At 63.7% G+C, this 17,177-nt stretch carries 16 protein-coding genes and 1 tRNA gene; 4 read left to right on the top strand and 13 right to left on the bottom strand.

Translation table 11 applies throughout. From position 1 onward, the window contains the following. Positions 1-85 precede the first annotated feature (85 nt). From acpS to rpoZ, 4 genes are all read right to left on the bottom strand, one after another. Positions 86-505, bottom strand: a complete 420-nt coding sequence (acpS, locus tag ABIB06_RS30100) for a holo-ACP synthase (RefSeq protein ID WP_354051650.1) — start codon at positions 503-505, stop codon at positions 86-88. Further along, positions 502-1,254: a pyridoxine 5'-phosphate synthase gene (locus tag ABIB06_RS30095; RefSeq protein ID WP_354051648.1), complete on the bottom strand. Its 753-nt coding sequence runs from the start codon at positions 1,252-1,254 to the stop codon at positions 502-504. Before ABIB06_RS30095 ends, acpS begins: the two co-directional genes overlap by 4 nt. Positions 1,255-1,298: 44 nt before the next feature. Then, complete coding sequence (locus tag ABIB06_RS30090) at positions 1,299-3,584, bottom strand: RelA/SpoT family protein (RefSeq protein ID WP_354051646.1); 2,286 nt, start codon at positions 3,582-3,584, stop codon at positions 1,299-1,301. Between the two features lie 208 nt (positions 3,585-3,792). After that, positions 3,793-4,185 carry a DNA-directed RNA polymerase subunit omega gene (gene rpoZ, locus ABIB06_RS30085; protein ID WP_024512695.1) on the bottom strand — a complete coding sequence of 131 codons (393 nt, stop codon included), beginning with the start codon at positions 4,183-4,185 and terminating at the stop codon, positions 3,793-3,795. A gap of 329 nt (positions 4,186-4,514) precedes the next feature. On the opposite strand from rpoZ, the gene ABIB06_RS30080 reads away from it, so the two are divergent. Further along, complete coding sequence (locus tag ABIB06_RS30080; RefSeq protein WP_354051643.1) at positions 4,515-5,159, top strand: LabA-like NYN domain-containing protein; 645 nt, start codon at positions 4,515-4,517, stop codon at positions 5,157-5,159. Next, positions 5,140-5,814 carry a uracil-DNA glycosylase gene (locus ABIB06_RS30075; RefSeq protein WP_354051641.1) on the top strand — a complete coding sequence of 225 codons (675 nt, stop codon included), beginning with the start codon at positions 5,140-5,142 and terminating at the stop codon, positions 5,812-5,814. Before ABIB06_RS30080 ends, ABIB06_RS30075 begins: the two co-directional genes overlap by 20 nt. Here the strand turns inward: ABIB06_RS30075 and ABIB06_RS30070 are convergent. Genes ABIB06_RS30070 through dapA form a run of 4 tightly spaced genes read right to left on the bottom strand, consistent with a single transcriptional unit; the run spans position 5,811 to position 8,291 of the window. Continuing rightward, positions 5,811-6,392: a peroxiredoxin gene (locus tag ABIB06_RS30070; RefSeq protein ID WP_247340601.1), complete on the bottom strand. Its 582-nt coding sequence runs from the start codon at positions 6,390-6,392 to the stop codon at positions 5,811-5,813. The two genes, ABIB06_RS30075 and ABIB06_RS30070, sit on opposite strands and share 4 nt — an antisense overlap. A gap of 4 nt (positions 6,393-6,396) precedes the next feature. Next, complete coding sequence (gene smpB, locus ABIB06_RS30065) at positions 6,397-6,870, bottom strand: SsrA-binding protein SmpB (protein WP_247340603.1); 474 nt, start codon at positions 6,868-6,870, stop codon at positions 6,397-6,399. A 59-nt stretch (positions 6,871-6,929) separates the two neighbouring features. Further along, the gene (gene mscL / locus ABIB06_RS30060) at positions 6,930-7,343 is read right to left on the bottom strand and encodes a large conductance mechanosensitive channel protein MscL (RefSeq protein WP_247340604.1); all 414 of its coding nucleotides are present in this window, start codon (positions 7,341-7,343) and stop codon (positions 6,930-6,932) included. Positions 7,344-7,400: 57 nt separating this feature from the next. Further along, a complete protein-coding gene (gene dapA / locus ABIB06_RS30055; protein WP_247340605.1) occupies positions 7,401-8,291 on the bottom strand; it encodes a 4-hydroxy-tetrahydrodipicolinate synthase in 891 nt (296 codons plus the stop codon). Between the two features lie 242 nt (positions 8,292-8,533). Between dapA and ABIB06_RS30050 the strand changes: the two genes are divergently transcribed. Then, positions 8,534-10,996 carry a transglycosylase SLT domain-containing protein gene (locus ABIB06_RS30050; protein WP_354051640.1) on the top strand — a complete coding sequence of 821 codons (2,463 nt, stop codon included), beginning with the start codon at positions 8,534-8,536 and terminating at the stop codon, positions 10,994-10,996. Between the two features lie 371 nt (positions 10,997-11,367). Continuing rightward, positions 11,368-11,460: transfer RNA gene (locus ABIB06_RS30045), tRNA-Ser, on the top strand. Positions 11,461-11,962: 502 nt separating this feature from the next. Here ABIB06_RS30045 and ABIB06_RS30040 read toward each other — a convergent pair. The 5 genes from ABIB06_RS30040 to ABIB06_RS30020 all read right to left on the bottom strand — a co-directional run bounded on the left by ABIB06_RS30040 (position 11,963) and on the right by ABIB06_RS30020 (position 17,168). Beyond that, positions 11,963-12,229, bottom strand: a complete 267-nt coding sequence (locus tag ABIB06_RS30040) for a hypothetical protein (RefSeq protein ID WP_354051638.1) — start codon at positions 12,227-12,229, stop codon at positions 11,963-11,965. Positions 12,230-13,715: 1,486 nt separating this feature from the next. Next, a complete protein-coding gene (gene gatB / locus ABIB06_RS30035) occupies positions 13,716-15,194 on the bottom strand; it encodes an Asp-tRNA(Asn)/Glu-tRNA(Gln) amidotransferase subunit GatB (protein ID WP_354051637.1) in 1,479 nt (492 codons plus the stop codon). After that, complete coding sequence (locus ABIB06_RS30030) at positions 15,191-15,493, bottom strand: hypothetical protein (RefSeq protein ID WP_354051635.1); 303 nt, start codon at positions 15,491-15,493, stop codon at positions 15,191-15,193. Before ABIB06_RS30030 ends, gatB begins: the two co-directional genes overlap by 4 nt. Further along, a complete protein-coding gene (gatA, locus tag ABIB06_RS30025) occupies positions 15,484-16,959 on the bottom strand; it encodes an Asp-tRNA(Asn)/Glu-tRNA(Gln) amidotransferase subunit GatA (RefSeq protein ID WP_247444297.1) in 1,476 nt (491 codons plus the stop codon). Before gatA ends, ABIB06_RS30030 begins: the two co-directional genes overlap by 10 nt. Next, positions 16,956-17,168, bottom strand: a complete 213-nt coding sequence (locus ABIB06_RS30020) for a hypothetical protein (RefSeq protein WP_007611210.1) — start codon at positions 17,166-17,168, stop codon at positions 16,956-16,958. The genes gatA and ABIB06_RS30020 overlap by 4 nt, the downstream gene beginning before the upstream one ends. Between the last annotated feature and the right edge of the window lie 9 nt (positions 17,169-17,177).

Below are 17,177 nucleotides of genomic sequence, written 5' to 3'. Positions count from 1 at the left end.
GTCGGAGGCCACGCAATCAAGGAACGCATCAAAACTGGATAAGTATTTGATTTTTAATGATAATTATAAAATCGCGGGAGACCGGTCAGGGATTGGCCAGCGGCACGGCGGAAATGACGACGAAGGCCTGGGCCAACGGCCAGTCATCGGTGATCGACAGGTCGATCTGTGCCTCGAACCCCTCCGGCGTCAGGGCCTGGAGCCGGGCCAGCGCCCCGCCCGTCAATTGCATGGTTGGCCGTCCTCCCGGCAGGTTGACCACCCCCATGTCGCGCCACCACACGCCGCGCCTTATGCCGGTGCCGAGCGCCTTGGAGCAGGCCTCCTTGGCGGCGAAGCGCTTGGCGTAGGTCGCCACAACCATCTTCTCGTTCTTGGCGCGCCGCTCCGCCTTGGCTCGCTCGGCCGCGGTGAAGATGCGATCGAGGAAGCGCTCGCCATGGCGCTCGATCACCTTGCCGACGCGGGTGATGTCGATCAGATCGGAGCCGATGCCGATGATCATGCCCGGCTCCGGCCGCGGTCCATCGCTGCGCGCATGTTGCGCACCGTCTCGGCGAGACCGACGAACAGCGCTTCGCCCATCATGTAGTAGCCGATGTTGAGCTCCATGATCTCCGGCAGGGCCGCGATCGTCTCCGCCGTGGCATAGTCGAGCCCGTGTCCGGCGTGAATCTCCAGCCCTGCTTGCTTCGCCAGCTTTACGCCCGCCACGATCCGCCGCCATTCGGCCTCGGCCTTGTCGGTGTGGCCGTCGACGACGGCGTCGCACCAGGCGCCGGTGTGGATCTCGATCACGGGCGCGCGCAGCCGCGCCGCCATCTCGATCTGGGCGGGATCGGCGGCGATGAACAGCGACACCCGGATGCCGGCATCGTTCAGCCGCGCGATATAGGGCGCCAGCGCGTTGTGCTGACCGACCGCGTCGAGCCCGCCCTCGGTCGTCACCTCCTGGCGCCGCTCCGGCACGAGGCACACCGCGTGCGGCTTGGTGGCGAGCGAGATGCGCATCATGTCGTCGGTCGCTGCCATCTCGAAATTGAGCGGCTTGGAGATTTCGGCTTTCAGCCGCGCCATGTCCTCGTCGCGGATGTGCCGGCGATCCTCGCGCAAGTGAGCGGTGATGCCGTCGGCGCCAGCCTCGATCGCCAGCAGTGCGGCGCGCACCGGATCTGGATTGCGGCCGCCGCGCGCGTTACGCAGGGTCGCGACATGGTCGACATTGACGCCGAGGCGGAGCGGAGGTGCAGGCATTTCAGGACTCACGGAACCATAGGACAGACCAAGACGGAAAGCGTCTATCCATTAACACGTTCGACGCGGGCGACGACCGCCTTCGCGCGCAGCTGGGCCAGGATCGCACTCAAATGCTTCAGATCGTAGACTTCGAGATCGATCGTCGTCTCCGTGAAGTCCGGTGAGCGGCGCTGCATGCTGATGTTGTCGATGTTGCCGTCGTGCTCGGCAATCACGGTCGCGATCTGCGCCAGCGCGCCGGGCTCGTTGACGTTCTCGACCCTGATGCGGGCCGGGAAGCGCTGCGGCGCGGAGTCCTCGATGTCCCAGCGGACGTCGAGCCAGCGCTCCGGCTCTTCCTCGAAATCCTTCAGGGCCGGCGCCTGGATCGGGTAGATGGTGATGCCCTCGCCCGGCGTGACGATGCCGACGATGCGGTCACCGGGCACGGCGCCGCCGTTCGGCGCGAACTTCACCGGCAGGTCGGAATTGATGCCGCGGATCGGGATCGCGACCGGGCTGCGCGGCGGTTCCGACGACTTCTCCTTGAACTTGGCGGCAAGCCCCTTCTTGACGCCGTAGCGCGCAATGCGCTCCTCCTTGTAGTCGGGATACATCGCACGCGCGACGTGGGAGGCCTTGATCTCGCCGCGCCCCACAGCCGCCATGACGTCCTCGATCGAGGTCCGCGCGAGCCGCGGCAGCGCGCCCTTGAGCTTGTCGTCGGCGTATTCGATCTTGGCGCGCTCGAACAGGCGTTCCACGATGCGCCGGCCGAGACCGACATATTGATCGCGCACCGCAGTCCTGGTGGCGCGGCGGATCGCGGCGCGCGCCTTGCCGGTGACCGCGAGCGTTTCCCAGGCGGACGGCGGCGCCGCTTGTGCTTCCGAGGTCAGCACCTCGACCTCATCGCCGTTCTGGAGCTCCGAGGACAGCGGCGCGAACTGGCCGTTGATCTTGCAGCCCACCGCGCTGTTGCCGACGTCGGTGTGCACGGCATAGGCGAAGTCGATCACGTTGGCATGGCGCGGCAGCGCGATCAGCTTGCCCTTCGGAGTGAAACAGAACACCTGGTCGTGGAACAGCTCGAGCTTGGTGTGCTCAAGGAATTCCTCCGGGTTCGCACTTTCGGAGAGGATGCCGATGGTGTGGCGCAACCAGGCGAACGCGTTGGACTCGCGCTTGAGGAACTCGGTCGGCGAGCCGGCGCCCTCTTTGTAGAACACGTGCGCGGCGATGCCGCGCTCGGCGATCTGGTCCATCGCCTCGGTGCGGATCTGCAGCTCGACGCGCTGGTTGCCGGGGCCGATCACGGTGGTGTGGATCGAGCGGTAGTCGTTTTGCTTCGGGGTCGAGATGTAATCCTTGAAACGCCCAGGTACGACCGGCCAGGTGGTGTGGACGATGCCGAGCGCGCGATAGCAGGACTCGATGTCGTTGACGACGAGGCGAAAGCCGAAGATGTCGGACAATTGCTCGAAGCCGACCGACTTGCGCTCCATCTTGGTCCAGATCGAGAACGGCTTCTTGCTGCGGCCATAGACCCGCGCGCCAAGGCCCCTGTGCCGCAGATTGTTGGAAAGCTGCGCCTCGATCTCGCCGATCAGATTGCGGTTGCGCTCGGCGAGCGCATCGAGCCGCTGCATCACCACCGAATAGGCTTCGGGATCGAGAGTCCGGAAGGACATATCCTCCAGCTCCTCGCGCATTTCCTGCATGCCCATGCGCCCGGCCAGCGGCGCATAGATGTCGAGCGTCTCCTCGGCGATGCGCCGTCGCGATTCCGTCGGCACGAAGTCCAGCGTGCGCATGTTGTGCAGGCGATCGGCGAGCTTCACCAGCAGCACGCGGACGTCGTCGGCAATGGCCAGCAACAATTTGCGCAGATTCTCGGCCTGCTTGGCCTCCCGCGACACCAGCTCCAGCCGCTTCAGCTTGGTCAGACCCTCGACCAGCGCGCCGATCTCGGGCCCGAAGATCTGGTCGATCTCGGCCCGCGTCGCTTCGGTGTCCTCGATCGTGTCGTGGAGCAACGCAGCCACGATGGTTGCGTCGTCGAGCTTCAGATCGGTGAGAATCGCCGCCACTTCGAGCGGGTGCGAGAAATACGGGTCGCCTGAGGCGCGGGTCTGCGAGCCGTGCGCCTTCATGGCGTAGACATAGGCGCGGTTCAGCAGGTCTTCGTCAGTGTTGGGATTGTAGGACCTGACGCGCTCGACGAGGTCGTATTGACGCATCATGCGCGCGCGGGACTTCGCCGGACGCGCCACCGGCGCAGTCGGGGCCACGGCAACCGATTCGGTTGCGGCCTGCATCTGCGTTTGTGTGCGACGCCGATATACCATGCCGTCCTGCCTTCAAACGGACCACGAAGCAGCCCGTTGCATACATCTTAGCTCCGATCGCGCGCGTGTCCGATCAATTCGGTGACAGGGCCCCGCGCGAACCGACAACACTATGGTAACCACGAAAACGCCAACAAAAGCAAAGGCCCGAACAACGGTTCGGGCCTTTGACAAGATCACAAGAAGTCGATGACTGCGACGGGACGATCTACTCGTCCTCCTCGGGCTGCTCCTCGGGTGGCGCGAGGCCTTCGAGACCCTTCAGGAGCTCCTCTTCCGTCATGCGCTCGACCGCGACTTCGGTATCGTCCGCGTCTACGCTTGCACCGGCGGAACCGATCAGCGGCACAGTGTCCGGCTCCGGCTCGTCGACTTCGACGAACTTCTGCAGCGAGTGCACCAGCTCCTCGCGGAGGTCCTCCGGCGAGATGGTCGAGTCAGCAATTTCACGCAAAGACACAACAGGGTTCTTGTCGTTATCGCGGTCAACCGTTAGTTGTGAACCAGACGAAATCATGCGGGCACGGTGGGCGGCCAGCAGGACCAGGTCAAACCGGTTGTCGACCTTGTCGATACAATCTTCTACGGTGACGCGAGCCATGGACTGTCGCTCCGTTGTGGGTGGGACGAAATATGTGGATGATTGGCGCTAGTTATAGGGGCCGGGACGGTTTCGCAAGGCCAATTTGTAATTTGGCCTCGCCAAACGGCTCTGCTACGCCCACATTGGGGCTGGGATGGGTGGTTTCCCGGGCTGCCATCGAGGGCGGCGCGGGGTGTATGCAAGTCCGCCATAACTATACCTTGATTGCCCCGGCTTCTCCGGATTTGCGGTTTCGACGGGTTTCGGCGGGACTTTAGAACTGCGCGGCTTGCTGTCGCCGCGCCAACAATAAACGATCAATCACGAACTCTACGCGAGCAAACTGAATGTCACCTTCCTCTACCGACAAGATCGCGCTCTTCATCGACGGAGCCAATCTCTACGCGACGGCGAAAACTCTCGGCTTCGATATCGATTACAAGCGCCTTCTGAAGGAATTTCAGAGCCGCGGGACACTGACGCGGGCATTCTACTACACCGCGATCATTGAGGATCAGGAATACTCCTCGATCCGCCCCCTGATCGACTGGCTGGACTACAACGGCTACACGGTCGTGACCAAAGCGACCAAGGAGTTCATCGACGCCTCCGGCCGCCGCAAGGTCAAGGGCAACATGGACATCGAGCTCGCCGTGGACGCCATGGAACTCGCCGAACACATCGACCAGATGGTGCTGTTCTCGGGTGACGGCGACTTCCGCTCCCTTGTCGAGGCCGTTCAACGCCGCGGCGTGCGGGTCACCGTGATTTCCACGATCGCCAGCCAGCCGCCGATGATCGCCGACGAGCTGCGCCGCCAGGCCGACGTCTTCACCGACCTCGTCGAGCTGCAGGCCAAGCTCGGCCGTGACCCGTCCGAACGCCCCGCCCCGCGTGACCGCGGTGACCGCGAGCCGCGCCATCATGCCCCGCAATTCCTCCAGCGCGCGACGACGATGGCGCCGAGGGGCGATGACGACCTCGACGAGTGAGGCGGCGCGGCCAAGCCGCCCGCCCCTCACAGTCGTCCCCGACCGTGACTGTCCGCTCTGTCCGCGCCTGGTTGCCTTTCGCGAGGCCAACCGCGCGCGCGAGCCATTGTGGCACAATGCGCCGGTTGCGCCTTTCGGCGACATCAAGGCGCGCCTGCTGATCGTCGGCCTCGCGCCGGGGATGCAGGGGGCCAACCGCACCGGCCGTCCCTTCACCGGCGATTATGCCGGCGACCTGCTCTACGCCACGCTGCTCGAATACGGTTTCGCCAAGGGCAAATATCAGGCGCGTCCCGACGACGGCCTGAAGCTGGTCGACTGCCGAATCGCCAATGCGGTGCATTGCGTGCCGCCGCAGAACAAGCCGCTGCCGGTCGAGATCCACACCTGCCGCCAGTTTCTCTTGGCGAATCTCGCAACGATGCCGAACCTGCGCGCGATCGTCGCCCTCGGACGCATTGCGCACGACACTGTGCTCAAGCCGCTGAACCTGAAGGCATCGCAAGCCCCCTTCGGCCACGGCGCGGTACACCAGGCCAGCGCGTTCAGGCTCTACGACAGCTATCACTGCTCGCGCTACAACACGAACACCCGCGTGCTGACGCCGGACATGTTCCGCTCCGTGTTCGCGAAGGTGAAGGCGGATCTCGACTAGGTCTTCGCCGGATTGGCCTGGAGCCAGTCCAGGACATCGCCGGCGTTCCGGTCGGGCGGGAACACCGGATAGAACACATGCGTGATCTCTGCGTCGTCGACGATCAACGCCAGGCGCTTGATCAGCGTGAGGCCTGCGACCTCCATGGTCGGCAAATTCAGGGTGCGCGTGAGCGCCAGCTTCTCGTCCGACAGCACCGGGAACGGCAGATGCAGCCGCGAGGCCATCTCGGTCTGGTACGCGTTGCTCTGGGTCGAGAGGCCGAACACCTGCGCGGCGCCGGCGGCCTTCAGTTCGGCGAACAGATCGCGAAACGCGCAGGTCTGCGGCGTGCAACCGCGGGCGCCGGGAATCATGTCCCAATCGTCGACGAGCGAGATTTTGCCGGGCTCGCCAGTGCGTGGATAGGCGAACACCACGGTGCGACCGGAGAGCGCCGACAGCGTCACCGAAGTGTCGTCGGTCGCGAGCAGGCTGATCGCGGGCAGCGTCATGCCTTTCAGATGCGCCGCGCCGCCGTCATCTGCGGGGGCGGGAATCCGGCTCCAGTCGACCTCAAGCAGGTTTTTCTGAGTCATCTCGCTAGCCCCTAGCCCGCAGCAGGCGGCCCTTCTCCCGGCTCCAATCGCGCTTCTTCTCGGTTTCGCGCTTGTCGTGCAGCTTCTTGCCCTTTGCAACCGCGAGTTGCAGTTTGGCGCGACCGCGCTCGTTGAAATAAAGCTTGAGCGGGATCAGCGTCATGCCTTCACGATCGACCGCGCCCATCAGCTTGTTGATTTGCTTGCGATGCAGCAGCAGTTTGCGCGGCCGCTTCGGCTCGTGATTGAAGCGGTTGCCCTGGAGATATTCCGGAATGGTGGCGTTGATCAGCCAGATCTCGCCGTCCCTGGAATCGGCGTAGGACTCCGCGATCGTGCTCTTGCCGCTGCGGATCGACTTGACCTCGGTGCCGGTCAGCGCAATGCCCGCCTCGACCGTATCCTCGATCGCATAGTTGAAGCGGGCCTTGCGATTCTCCGCCATGACCTTGATAGGACGTTCGTTCTTATCGGCCATGACAGACAGATCCGGTCGAGATGCGCGCGTAAGCTAACAGTTTGGATGAAGCGCGCGCGTCACTTCTTGAGGAGATCGCGGATCTCGGTCAAGAGCGCGACTTCCGCTGACGGCTTCGGCGGCTCCGCGGGCTTGGCCTCGTCCTTGCGCTTGAACTGGTTCATGGTGCGGATGACCATGAACAGCACGAAAGCGATGATGACAAAGTTCACGACCAAGGTGAGGAAGTTGCCATAGGCCAGTACCGCACCCTGCTTCTTGGCTTCGACAAGATTGGTCTGCGTGACCTGCTTGGAGAGTCCAACGAAGTAGTTGGAGAAATCCAGGCCGCCGGTGGCTGCACCGATGATCGGCATGATGATGTCGTTGACCATCGACGTCACGATGGCACCGAAGGCGGCGCCGATGATGACGGCAACGGCGAGATCGACGACGTTGCCCTTCATTGCGAATTCGCGGAATTCCTTCAGCATATCCGTCCCCTTCCTTCGATGTCACGCACGGGACCAGCCAGCGCGGATTCCCAGATCTCAGTTGATCAGGCCGGCGTGCACCATGGCGCTGCGCACGGCAACGCGCGTCGGTTCGGTGACCGGCACCATCGGCAGCCGCAGCGTCTCGTCCAGCTTGCCGAGCAGCGACAGCGCGTACTTGATCGGCGCCGGGTTGCTCTCGATGAACAGGTTGTTGTGCAGCGGCATCAGCTTGTCGTGCAGCTTCAGCGCAGTGGCATGATCGCCCTTGGCCCAGGCAGCCTGGAACTCCGAGCACAGGCGCGGCGCGACGTTCGAAGTCACCGAAATGCAGCCATGGCCGCCATGGGCCATGTAACCGAGGATGGTCGCATCCTCGCCGGAGAGCTGGTTGAATTCCTCGCCCATCGCCGCGCGTTGCTGCGAGACGCGGACCATGCTGGCAGTGGCGTCCTTGACGCCGGCGATGTTCTTCAGCTCCCACAGCCGCTTCATGGTGTCGACCGACATGTCGATCACCGAGCGCGGCGGAATGTTGTAGATGATGATCGGAATCCCGATCGCGTCGTTGATCGCCTTGAAGTGCTGGTACATGCCTTCCTGGGTCGGCTTGTTGTAGTAAGGCGTTACGACCAGCACCGCGTTCGCGCCCGCCTTCTCGGCGTGCTGGGCGAGCTCGATCGCCTCCTTGGTCGAGTTGGAGCCGGCCCCGGCGACGACGGGCACGCGGCCCTTCGCTTCCTCGATGCACCATTCGACGACCTTCTTGTGCTCGTCATGGCTCAGCGTCGGGCTCTCGCCGGTGGTGCCGACGGGGACCAGGCCGTTGGTGCCCTCTGAAATCTGCCAGTTGACCAGGGAGCGGAACGCCGACTCGTCCAGCGAGCCGTTCTTGAACGGCGTGACCAAGGCGGTGAACGAACCCCGGAATTTCGTCTTGGCTGCCATGGACTTCCTCCTCCGTACGCGGCGATCTCGAGAGCAAGCCGCATTCATATCGGGTCTATCCCGCCGGTAAAAGACCCGCCTCCGTGTGACGCACCGTTTAGGCCGCGATTTTGCCGCTGTGGTGGTGCAAACCCGGCAAAGGTAAGCGGCTGTTGGTATTTTGTCCGCATATTCAATCAAATACAGCCAAATCTTGTACAACTGGGTCTGAGCCAATTGACTGATTCGGGGGACGAAACGCCATGACCTCCTTTCCGCGTGCCACATGGCGATTGACCGGTCTGGCCGTGTGCCTGATGGCAGGGCTGTCGGTCGGCTGCGCCGCCTGGGCCAAGTCCAATGAGACGACCGCGGAAGGGACCAAGGATACCGCGAAGGACACCGCGAAACCAGCCGCCAGGACCACTGCAAAAGGATCGTCCAAGGGAACCGGCAAGGAAACTTCGAAGGACGCCGCCAAGGACGGCGCCAAGGGCGCGAGCAAGGGTGCGACCAGCGCCCCCGCCAAGGATGCCGCGAAGAAGCCTGCCACGAATGCCAGCAAGGATGCTGGCAAAAACGCCGACAAGCAACCCGCGAAGGACAAGCCCAGGCCTGCGGCGGCCGCCGCGCCAAAATCAAGGCCGACCGCCAACGGTTCGCCCCCCAAACCCGCACCCGCGCCGTCCGTGACGGCCACCGTCAGACCGACCGCCCCGACCCCCGCCAAGCCCGTCGCGGCTCCGGTCCTGGCGCCGGCGACCCGCCAGCATGCCGCGCCGCGCAAGCCGGTCACGCCGGCCGCGGTTGCTGCGACCTCCTCGACGTCGCAAGCCGACAAGGACACGCTGGAGACCGTTATCGAGCTCGTGCGCAAGCGCAAGTCGGGCGACGCCACCAATGCCGCGGCCACGATGTCGGATCCCGTGGCGCGAAAACTCGCGGAATGGATCATCCTGCGCGGCGAGGATAATGGCGCGACCGTGGAGCGCTACCGCGCCTTCCTGTCCGCCAATCCGAGCTGGCCGTCGCAGACATTCCTGCGCCGGCGTCTGGAGGCCGCGATGTGGGACGACAGGCGCGACGATTCAGTCGCGTGGTCGTGGTTCGAGAATGAATCCCCCGTGTCCGCCAAGGGCCGCTTCACGCTCGCCAAGGCGATGCTGGCGCGCGGCGACCGCGCCAACGCCGAACGTCTGGTGCGCGAGGCCTGGCGCAGCGATGCGATGTCGGAAGACACCGAGAACAACGCGCTCGACCAGTTCGGCGCGCTGCTGACGCCCGGCGATCAGAAGGCGCGGATGGACACGCTGCTCTACGGCAGCGAGAACGAGGCCGCGCTGCGTGCTGCAAAGCGCCTCGGTGCCGGCTATGTCGCCCTCGCCAAGGCCCGCATCGCCTCCCTCAGGAAAGCGCCGAACGCACGCGCGCTGCTCGAGGCCGTGCCGCGCGAGCTGCATGGCGATCCCGGCTTCATCTTCAGCAAGATCCAGCTGCTGCGCCGCGAGGAGAAATTTGCAGAAGCCGCCCAGCTCATGCTGTCGGCACCGAAGGATCCGGGCCGGCTCTACAATCTCGACGAATGGTGGATCGAGCGGCGCCTGCTGGCGCGCAAGATGATCGACACGGAGGAATTCCGCACCGCCTATCTGATCGCGCGCGATGCGGCCCTGCCCTCGCGCGACATCTACAAGACCGAGCAGGAATTCACCGCCGGCTGGATCGCGCTACGCTTCCTCAACGATCCCGCGGCGGCCACCCAGCATTTTGCCCGCATCGGGATCGGCAGCGTCAATCCGACCACGCTGGCGCGCGCCGGCTATTGGCAGGGCCGCGCCGCCGAAGCGGCAGGCCGCCAGCAGGAGGCGCGCAACGCCTACGCGCGGGCAGCCGAGCAATCCACCAGCTATTACGGCCAGCTCGCACGCGCCAAGCTCGGCCTGCCGCAGATCGAGCTCAACAGCCAACCACGCGGCCGCGGCGCCGAACGGCTGGAGATCGTGCGCGCCGCGCAACTGCTCTACGAGCTCGACGAGCGGGAGATGGCGGCGCCTGTTCTCGCCGATATGGGCGAGAATGGCGATCCCGAAGCGCTTGCCGGCCTCGGCGAGCTCGCCCAGCGCTACAGCGACGCGCGCGGCATGCTGCTGCTCGGCAAGGCCGCGCTCAATCGCGGGCTGCCGTTCGATTTCTATGCCTATCCCGTCAATGGCATTCCGCAGTTCACGCCGATCGGCCCCGAGGTCGAGCGTAGCATCGTCTACGCCATCGCGCGGCAGGAGAGCGCCTTCAACCCCTCAGTCGTCTCGCCGGCGCAGGCCTATGGGCTGATGCAGGTGACGCCGGACGCCGCGCGCTATGTCTGCAAACGGCACGGCGGGACCTACGATCTGGGGCGGCTGAAGAACGATTCGGTCTACAACGCCACACTCGGCTCGGCCGAGCTCGGCGGCCTGCTCGAGGATTATCGCGGCTCCTACATCATGACCTTTGCCGCCTATAATGCCGGCCGCGGCAGTGTGAAGAAGTGGATCAATCGCTACGGCGATCCGCGCGACCCGAAGGTCGACGCGGTCGACTGGGTCGAGCTGATCCCGTTCTCCGAGACGCGCAACTACGTGCAGCGGATCATGGAGAACCTTCAGGTCTACCGCGCTCGCTTCGGCGGCGGCACGCGCTTGCAGATCGAGGCCGATTTGCGCCGCGGCGCCGGCAGCGTGGAATAGAGGCCACCCTCTTCGACTCGCTGCCGGGAAAGCCCATTGAGGACGACGGCCCGGTGCGACAGAAAGAAATAATAAAATCAACGGCTTAACAGCATCTGCGGGACGGATTCGAACCCTTGACAGGCTTCTCTCGATCAAGCCGTCTCCCCTAATTTATAAGCAAATTCAATTATTTAGCCGGAAGATTGGTTCAAAGTGACCAAAACCTCCTTGCTACATCCGCAAAAGGTCCAGCGCTGTGTCCGTTGTCGCGTTATGTTCCCGTTCCGGGAGCAAACCGCTTCGTTTCGAAAATCGCTGGGAATATTCGAGCGAAAACACGCGCTTCCAAATTGACCGGCCCAAGTAATTAGATGCATAAGGCTCGCACCGGAGAGGTGGCCGAGTGGCTGAAGGCAACGCTTTGCTAAAGCGTCATACGGTCTCAAGCTGTATCGAGGGTTCGAATCCCTCCCTCTCCGCCACCCAGCGCCTGTCCAGCCCGGAGACATCGGTAACAGGTTGTACCTAAGACATGGGTGGCGGCCTTGAGCGATCGATCGAGGCGGCCGGTGCGCTATGCCACCTATGTCTCGGGCCGCTCAATCAAAGATCCGTGCGTTCCATCATCTGAAAGCGATCGTTGAGACGGTGCGCAAGCCTGGCGCAAGGATCGGCGCCACGAGCTCAGCTCGATTCGCGCTCTCCTGATATAGGTGTGTCCGCATCCGGCGGATGGATCGCCAGATCGGCCCATGCGAGGGCCAATCGGCACCGCGGCCGTCCGAGTTCCAGATCGCCGTCGTCGCTCGCGATCTGAATCGGCAGCCATTGAGGCAGCCATTGAGTAAGTCTCGGACCAACGCCGGGTCATTCCCGTCGGGGTCGCTCACGCCGCGCCGGTTCAGATGGCGGCACGACGAACACATTTGACTCAGCGTAATCAGGCTCAGCTATGAAAACACCGCCCCGGATGTGATGCTGGGCTCAGTGGGCGGAGACCCACGCCCTCGCATCGCGCTGCGCGGCCGAAATCTCGGCTTCCGACATCTGCCCGGCGATTTCCTGGCGCAGCGTCACGGCGTCCTTGCGGCCCTTCAGGGCGGCAAGATTGAACCATTTATGCGCGGCGACGAGATCGACGAGACCGGAGCGTCCGCTCGCCCAATAAATCCCGCGCTCGAACAGCACGTCCGACAGCGCGCCTGCGTCGATAGGTGTCGCGGTCTCCAGATCGAAAGTACCCTGAAACATAACGCATCCCCTTTTTTATGCCGTCTCGTCCCCCGAGCGCGGCTCCCGTCCGATCGACTGTTCAACTCATCCCAGCGTCTTTTTGCCCAAGCCGTTTGCCGGCTTGTTGGAGGTAATGATGGCGGGCAAATTTGAATGGCAGTTTAAGTATCGCGATGAAGCAGACGTAAACGCGCCCGCTTGGGGCGCGCGCTAAAATACAAGAAGTCCCTGTTTTGCAGGCACTTCTGCAATTCGTCAGATTCGGTTTACCTTGGGATCTTGGGAGAACGATAACCATCGCGCACGGTGACGCGGGTCCTGTGGCGTCCCCGCGCGCTGTCGTCACCTGCATTCCAGAGACAGCAATTGTCCCACGGGAAGCCGCGGCGTACCGGATCGCCCGGGCGGGGCCCGGCGAAGACACCGCGAATGGAGAAGCGGCGCGGGAACAGCGTGCACTTGCGCCGCAGCCCTCGCCCCAAGGCAGAGCAGCCACGTCAGCGCAGCCACGTCGCGGTCAGATCAGCAATGTCGGGATATGGGAATGCCGGCAATACCCCGGCCTCAAGAGAACGAGGGCGTCGGCGAACACGTCAGGACCAGATTTCACGTTGGCCCGAAGGCCGCCTGTGAAATTGCGGAGCTCCTTACGGAGAGCCGCACCGAACGAAGAAAACTTGTTTCTTCTGCCGGACCGGGCTTAGCGAGCGAACCCGCGAAGAGAACGATCCGACCGTTGACCTGATGTCTCGCCGACACCCTCTATCGTCGACCAGAACCTTTTAAGAGGCGCTGATGACGTGCCGGCTCTCTAGGAGCCGGCAACTTCAAAAAGCGAAGTTACTTCTTCTTCGCGACCTTGCGGGTCTTCTTCGCAGTCTTCTTCACTGCGGACTTCGCCTTCTTCGCCTTCTTCGCCTTCTTAGCTTTCTTGGCCATGTTGCCCTCCGATGTGTGAGATGGCTTAATCGCTGCATGCAGTCGGGGATCGAGTGCACACTCATCCCGAATACACCAACACAACAAAAAAAACAGCGTCTCGCTTAAAGAAGTGTTGACGAGCAAAGACGCGTGCGCTTGGCGAGCGCGATGCAAGCGCACTGCATGACGTGTGCTTGCGATCGCGGAGAGTGCCCGCCGCATCAGCTTCCGCGAGAGATGCAATTGCAGGAAACACTATGCAGCAAGTATTTTTCTGCACGCACACATCGCGCGCGATCGTCGCGACGACGCGCATCTCCAATCCCGCGACGGCCTCGCGAAGGCGCTTCGCGGACTCTGAGTCGCGACTTTTGGCAACGAAAATATTTTCATGATTAACGCCGCGAGCGCTCGTCAGAGCGTGTGCAAGCCGCCGTTTTGCGCGAATCGCGTGCGGCGATTCGGTCGGCGTATCGCGGTCGATCAGGATGAAGTTTGCCGCCGAGGATGCGCGCGAGCATCGCATCGCGAACCGAAAGCGAGGTGACGACGCGTGTCCGTCACCTCGTTCGAGCGCGCGAAGTCAGATGCCGAGCTTGGACTTGAGCAGGTCGTTGACGCTCTGCGGGTTGGCTTTGCCGCCGGACGCCTTCATCACCTGACCGACGAACCAGCCGAGCGACTGCGGCTTGTCCTTGACCTGCGCGGCTTTGTCGGGATTGGCCGCGATGATGTCGTCGACCACCTTTTCGATCGCCGAAAGATCGGTCACCTGCTTCATGCCGCGGCTTTCGACCAGCGCGCGGGGATCGCCGCCCTCCTGCCAGACGATCTCGAACAGATCCTTGGCGATCTTGCCGGAGATGGTGCCCTCGCCGATCAGGTCGATGATCGCAGCCAACTGCTCGGCGCCAACCGGAGTGCCCGTAATATCCCGGCCTTCCTTGTTGAGACGGCCGAACAGCTCGTTGATGACCCAGTTCGCGGCGACCTTGCCGTCGCGCGCGCGGTTGGCGAGCTTCTCCAGCACGGTCTCGTAGAACACCGCGCTCTCGCGCTCGGCGACCAGCACGCTCGCGTCATAGGCCGACAGGCCGAGATCCGCGACGAAGCGCGTCTTCTTCTGGTCCGGAAGCTCCGGCAGCTTCGCCTTCAGCCCGTCGACGAACTCTTGGCTGAACTCCAGCGGCAAAAGGTCGGGATCGGGGAAGTAGCGATAGTCGTGCGCCTCTTCCTTGGACCGCATCGACCGCGTCTCGCCCTTGTTTGGGTCGTAGAGCCGGGTCTCCTGGTCGATCGCGCCGCCGTCCTCGAGGATTTCGATCTGGCGCCGCGCCTCGTACTCGATCGCCTGGCCGATGAAGGTGATCGAGTTCATGTTCTTGATTTCGCAGCGGGTGCCGAGCGGCGCGCCCGGCTTGCGCACGGAGACGTTGACGTCGGCGCGCAAGCTTCCCTTCTCCATGTCGCCGTCGCAGGTGCCGAGATAGCGCAGGATCGAGCGCAGCTTGGTCACATAGGCCTTGGCCTGCTCGGCATCGCGGATGTCCGGTTTTGATACGATCTCCATCAGTGCGACGCCGGAACGGTTGAGGTCGACATAGGACAGGGTTGGCGACTGGTCGTGCAGCGACTTGCCGGCGTCCTGCTCCAGATGCAGTCGCTCGATGCCGATGGTTGCGGTCTTGCCGCCGTCCAGTTCGACAACGACCTCGCCCTCGCCGACGATCGGCGACTTGTACTGGCTGATCTGGTAGCCCTGCGGCGAGTCTGGATAGAAATAGTTCTTGCGGTCGAACACCGAGCGCAGATTGATCTGCGCATTGAGGCCGAGCCCGGTGATGACAGCCTGCCTGACGCATTCCTCGTTGATGACGGGCAGCATGCCCGGCATCGCGGCGTCGACCAGCGATACGTGACTGTTCGGCTCGCCGCCGAACGCGGTCGAGGCGCCCGAGAACAGTTTTGAGTTCGACGTCACCTGAGCATGGATCTCCAGGCCGATGACCATCTCCCAGTCGCCGGTGGCGCCTCTGAGAAGCTTGTGCGTGGCCGTGCTCATGTCTCGCTCCCGAGCAGCGTGGCAGCGATCCGCTCCCACTCCGCCTGCAATGAATCCTTCGCCACCGGCTGGCCGGCCTGGCGGTACCAATAGCCGGCATTGCCGAGGTCGCCCTCGACCCGGTGCAGATAGGCGTGCACCCAGGCGGCTTCGCGGCTGCCCTCGTCCTGAACGATTTTGTGCGCCTGGTCCCAGTCGCCCTTGGCGGCCCACCACAGGCCGGCGAGCGGCGCGCTGAGATCCGGCGCCGGCGCGGCGCCGTCGAGGCTGGCGATATACGCCGCCATATTCACCACCATTTCGCCGGCGTGAAGCGGCCGGCCGCCTGCTCGATCACCTCGCCGAGCGAGAACAGCGTCTCCTCGTCGAAGGGCCGGCCGATCAGCTGAAGGCCGAGCGGCAGGCCCTGCGCGTCCTTGCCGGCGGGCACAGCGATGCCGGGCAACCCCGCCATGTTCACGGTCACCGTGAAGATATCGTTGAGGTACATCTCGACGGGGTCGGCGCCGCCCTTCTCGCCGATGCCGAAGGCCGCCGACGGCGTCGCCGGCGTCAGGATCGCGTCGACGCCCTTGGCGAAGCAGTCCTCGAAATCCTTCTTGATCAGCGTACGCACCTTCTGGGCGCGCAAATAGTAGGCGTCGTAATAGCCGGCCGAGAGCACGTAGGTGCCGATCATGACGCGGCGCTTCACCTCCGCGCCAAAACCTTCAGCACGGGTGTTCTCGTAGAGTTCGTTGATATTCCTGCCCTGCTCGCGCAAACCGTAGCGCACGCCGTCGTAGCGCGCGAGGTTGGAGGACGCCTCCGCCGGCGCCACGATGTAATAGGCCGGCAGCGCGTACTTCGTATGCGGCAGCGATATCTCGACCAGTTCGGCGCCGGCCGCCTTCAGCCAGGCCGCGCCCGCTTCCCAAAGTTTTTCGATCTCGGCCGGCATGCCGTCGAGACGGTATTCCCTGGGAATGCCGATCTTCATGCCCTTCACGGACTTGCCAATCGCGGCCTCGTAGTCCGGCACGGGGATATCGACCGAGGTCGTGTCCTTCGGATCGTGGCCGGCCATCGAGCGCAGCAGCATCGCGGCATCGCGCGTGCTGCGCGCGATCGGACCGGCCTGGTCGAGCGAGGAGGCAAAGGCGACGATGCCCCAGCGCGAGCAGCGGCCATAGGTCGGCTTGATGCCGACGGTCGCGGTGAACGCCGCCGGCTGACGGATCGAGCCGCCGGTATCGGTCGCGGTCGCGCCCATGCAGAGCAGCGCGGCCACCGCAGAGGCCGAGCCGCCGGACGAGCCGCCCGGCACCAGCGTCGTGTTGCTTCCGTCGCGCCGCCAGGGATTGCCGACCGGGCCGAAGCACGAGGTCTCGTTCGACGAGCCCATCGCGAACTCGTCATTGTTGAGCTTGCCCAGCATCACCGCGCCGTCGCGCCAGAGCTGCGAGGTGATGGTGGACTCGTAGGTCGGCACGAAATTGCCGAGGATTTTTGAACACGCCGTGGTGCGCACGCCCTTGGTCGCGAACAGGTCCTTGATGCCGAGCGGAATGCCGGCGAGCGGCCCCGCATCGCCTTTCCCGATCCTGGCATCCGCCTCGCGCGCCATGGTCCGCGCCTGATCCGGCGTCTCCATGACGAAAGCATTGAGCACGCGCGCGGCTTCGATCGCGTTCAGATGCGCATCGGTCAGCTCGAGTGACGTGAAAGTCTTGGCCGCGAGGCCCTTGCGGGCTTCGGCGAGCGTCAGCGATGTCAAATCGGTCATTTATTGATCGGGCTGCAGAAGAACGGAGACAGGGACTTGTCGTTGGCCGGGTCGTCTTTCTTGGCGGCCGCTTTCGCAGCCGCCTCGATCTCGTCGAGCACGGCATTGACGGCGACGTTGGGGTCGGCAGCCTTGCCCTGCCTCTCCATCTTGTCGAGATAGTTCATGTAGGCCTGATAGGCCTTCTCGTCGTCGCAAAGCATGCACATCGGACAGCG

This window comes from Bradyrhizobium sp. LB8.2 (assembly GCF_040548035.1).
In the GTDB taxonomy this organism is placed as follows: domain Bacteria; phylum Pseudomonadota; class Alphaproteobacteria; order Rhizobiales; family Xanthobacteraceae; genus Bradyrhizobium.
This window is presented reverse-complemented; position numbering and strand designations above follow the sequence as displayed.

Coding starts and splice junctions, on each gene's coding strand:
- acpS (WP_354051650.1), bottom strand. CDS start 505: ATGATCATCGGCATCGGCTCCGATCTGATCGACATCACCCGCGTCGGC.
- gatB (WP_354051637.1), bottom strand. CDS start 15,194: ATGAGCACGGCCACGCACAAGCTTCTCAGAGGCGCCACCGGCGACTGG.
- ABIB06_RS30030 (WP_354051635.1), bottom strand. CDS start 15,493: ATGGTGGTGAATATGGCGGCGTATATCGCCAGCCTCGACGGCGCCGCG.
- ABIB06_RS30040 (WP_354051638.1), bottom strand. CDS start 12,229: ATGTTTCAGGGTACTTTCGATCTGGAGACCGCGACACCTATCGACGCA.
- ABIB06_RS30050 (WP_354051640.1), top strand. CDS start 8,534: ATGACCTCCTTTCCGCGTGCCACATGGCGATTGACCGGTCTGGCCGTG.
- ABIB06_RS30020 (WP_007611210.1), bottom strand. CDS start 17,168: ATGTGCATGCTTTGCGACGACGAGAAGGCCTATCAGGCCTACATGAAC.
- rpoZ (WP_024512695.1), bottom strand. CDS start 4,185: ATGGCTCGCGTCACCGTAGAAGATTGTATCGACAAGGTCGACAACCGG.
- ABIB06_RS30075 (WP_354051641.1), top strand. CDS start 5,140: ATGACGACCTCGACGAGTGAGGCGGCGCGGCCAAGCCGCCCGCCCCTC.
- smpB (WP_247340603.1), bottom strand. CDS start 6,870: ATGGCCGATAAGAACGAACGTCCTATCAAGGTCATGGCGGAGAATCGC.
- dapA (WP_247340605.1), bottom strand. CDS start 8,291: ATGGCAGCCAAGACGAAATTCCGGGGTTCGTTCACCGCCTTGGTCACG.
- gatA (WP_247444297.1), bottom strand. CDS start 16,959: ATGACCGATTTGACATCGCTGACGCTCGCCGAAGCCCGCAAGGGCCTC.
- ABIB06_RS30090 (WP_354051646.1), bottom strand. CDS start 3,584: ATGGTATATCGGCGTCGCACACAAACGCAGATGCAGGCCGCAACCGAA.
- mscL (WP_247340604.1), bottom strand. CDS start 7,343: ATGCTGAAGGAATTCCGCGAATTCGCAATGAAGGGCAACGTCGTCGAT.
- ABIB06_RS30080 (WP_354051643.1), top strand. CDS start 4,515: ATGTCACCTTCCTCTACCGACAAGATCGCGCTCTTCATCGACGGAGCC.
- ABIB06_RS30070 (WP_247340601.1), bottom strand. CDS start 6,392: ATGACTCAGAAAAACCTGCTTGAGGTCGACTGGAGCCGGATTCCCGCC.
- ABIB06_RS30095 (WP_354051648.1), bottom strand. CDS start 1,254: ATGCCTGCACCTCCGCTCCGCCTCGGCGTCAATGTCGACCATGTCGCG.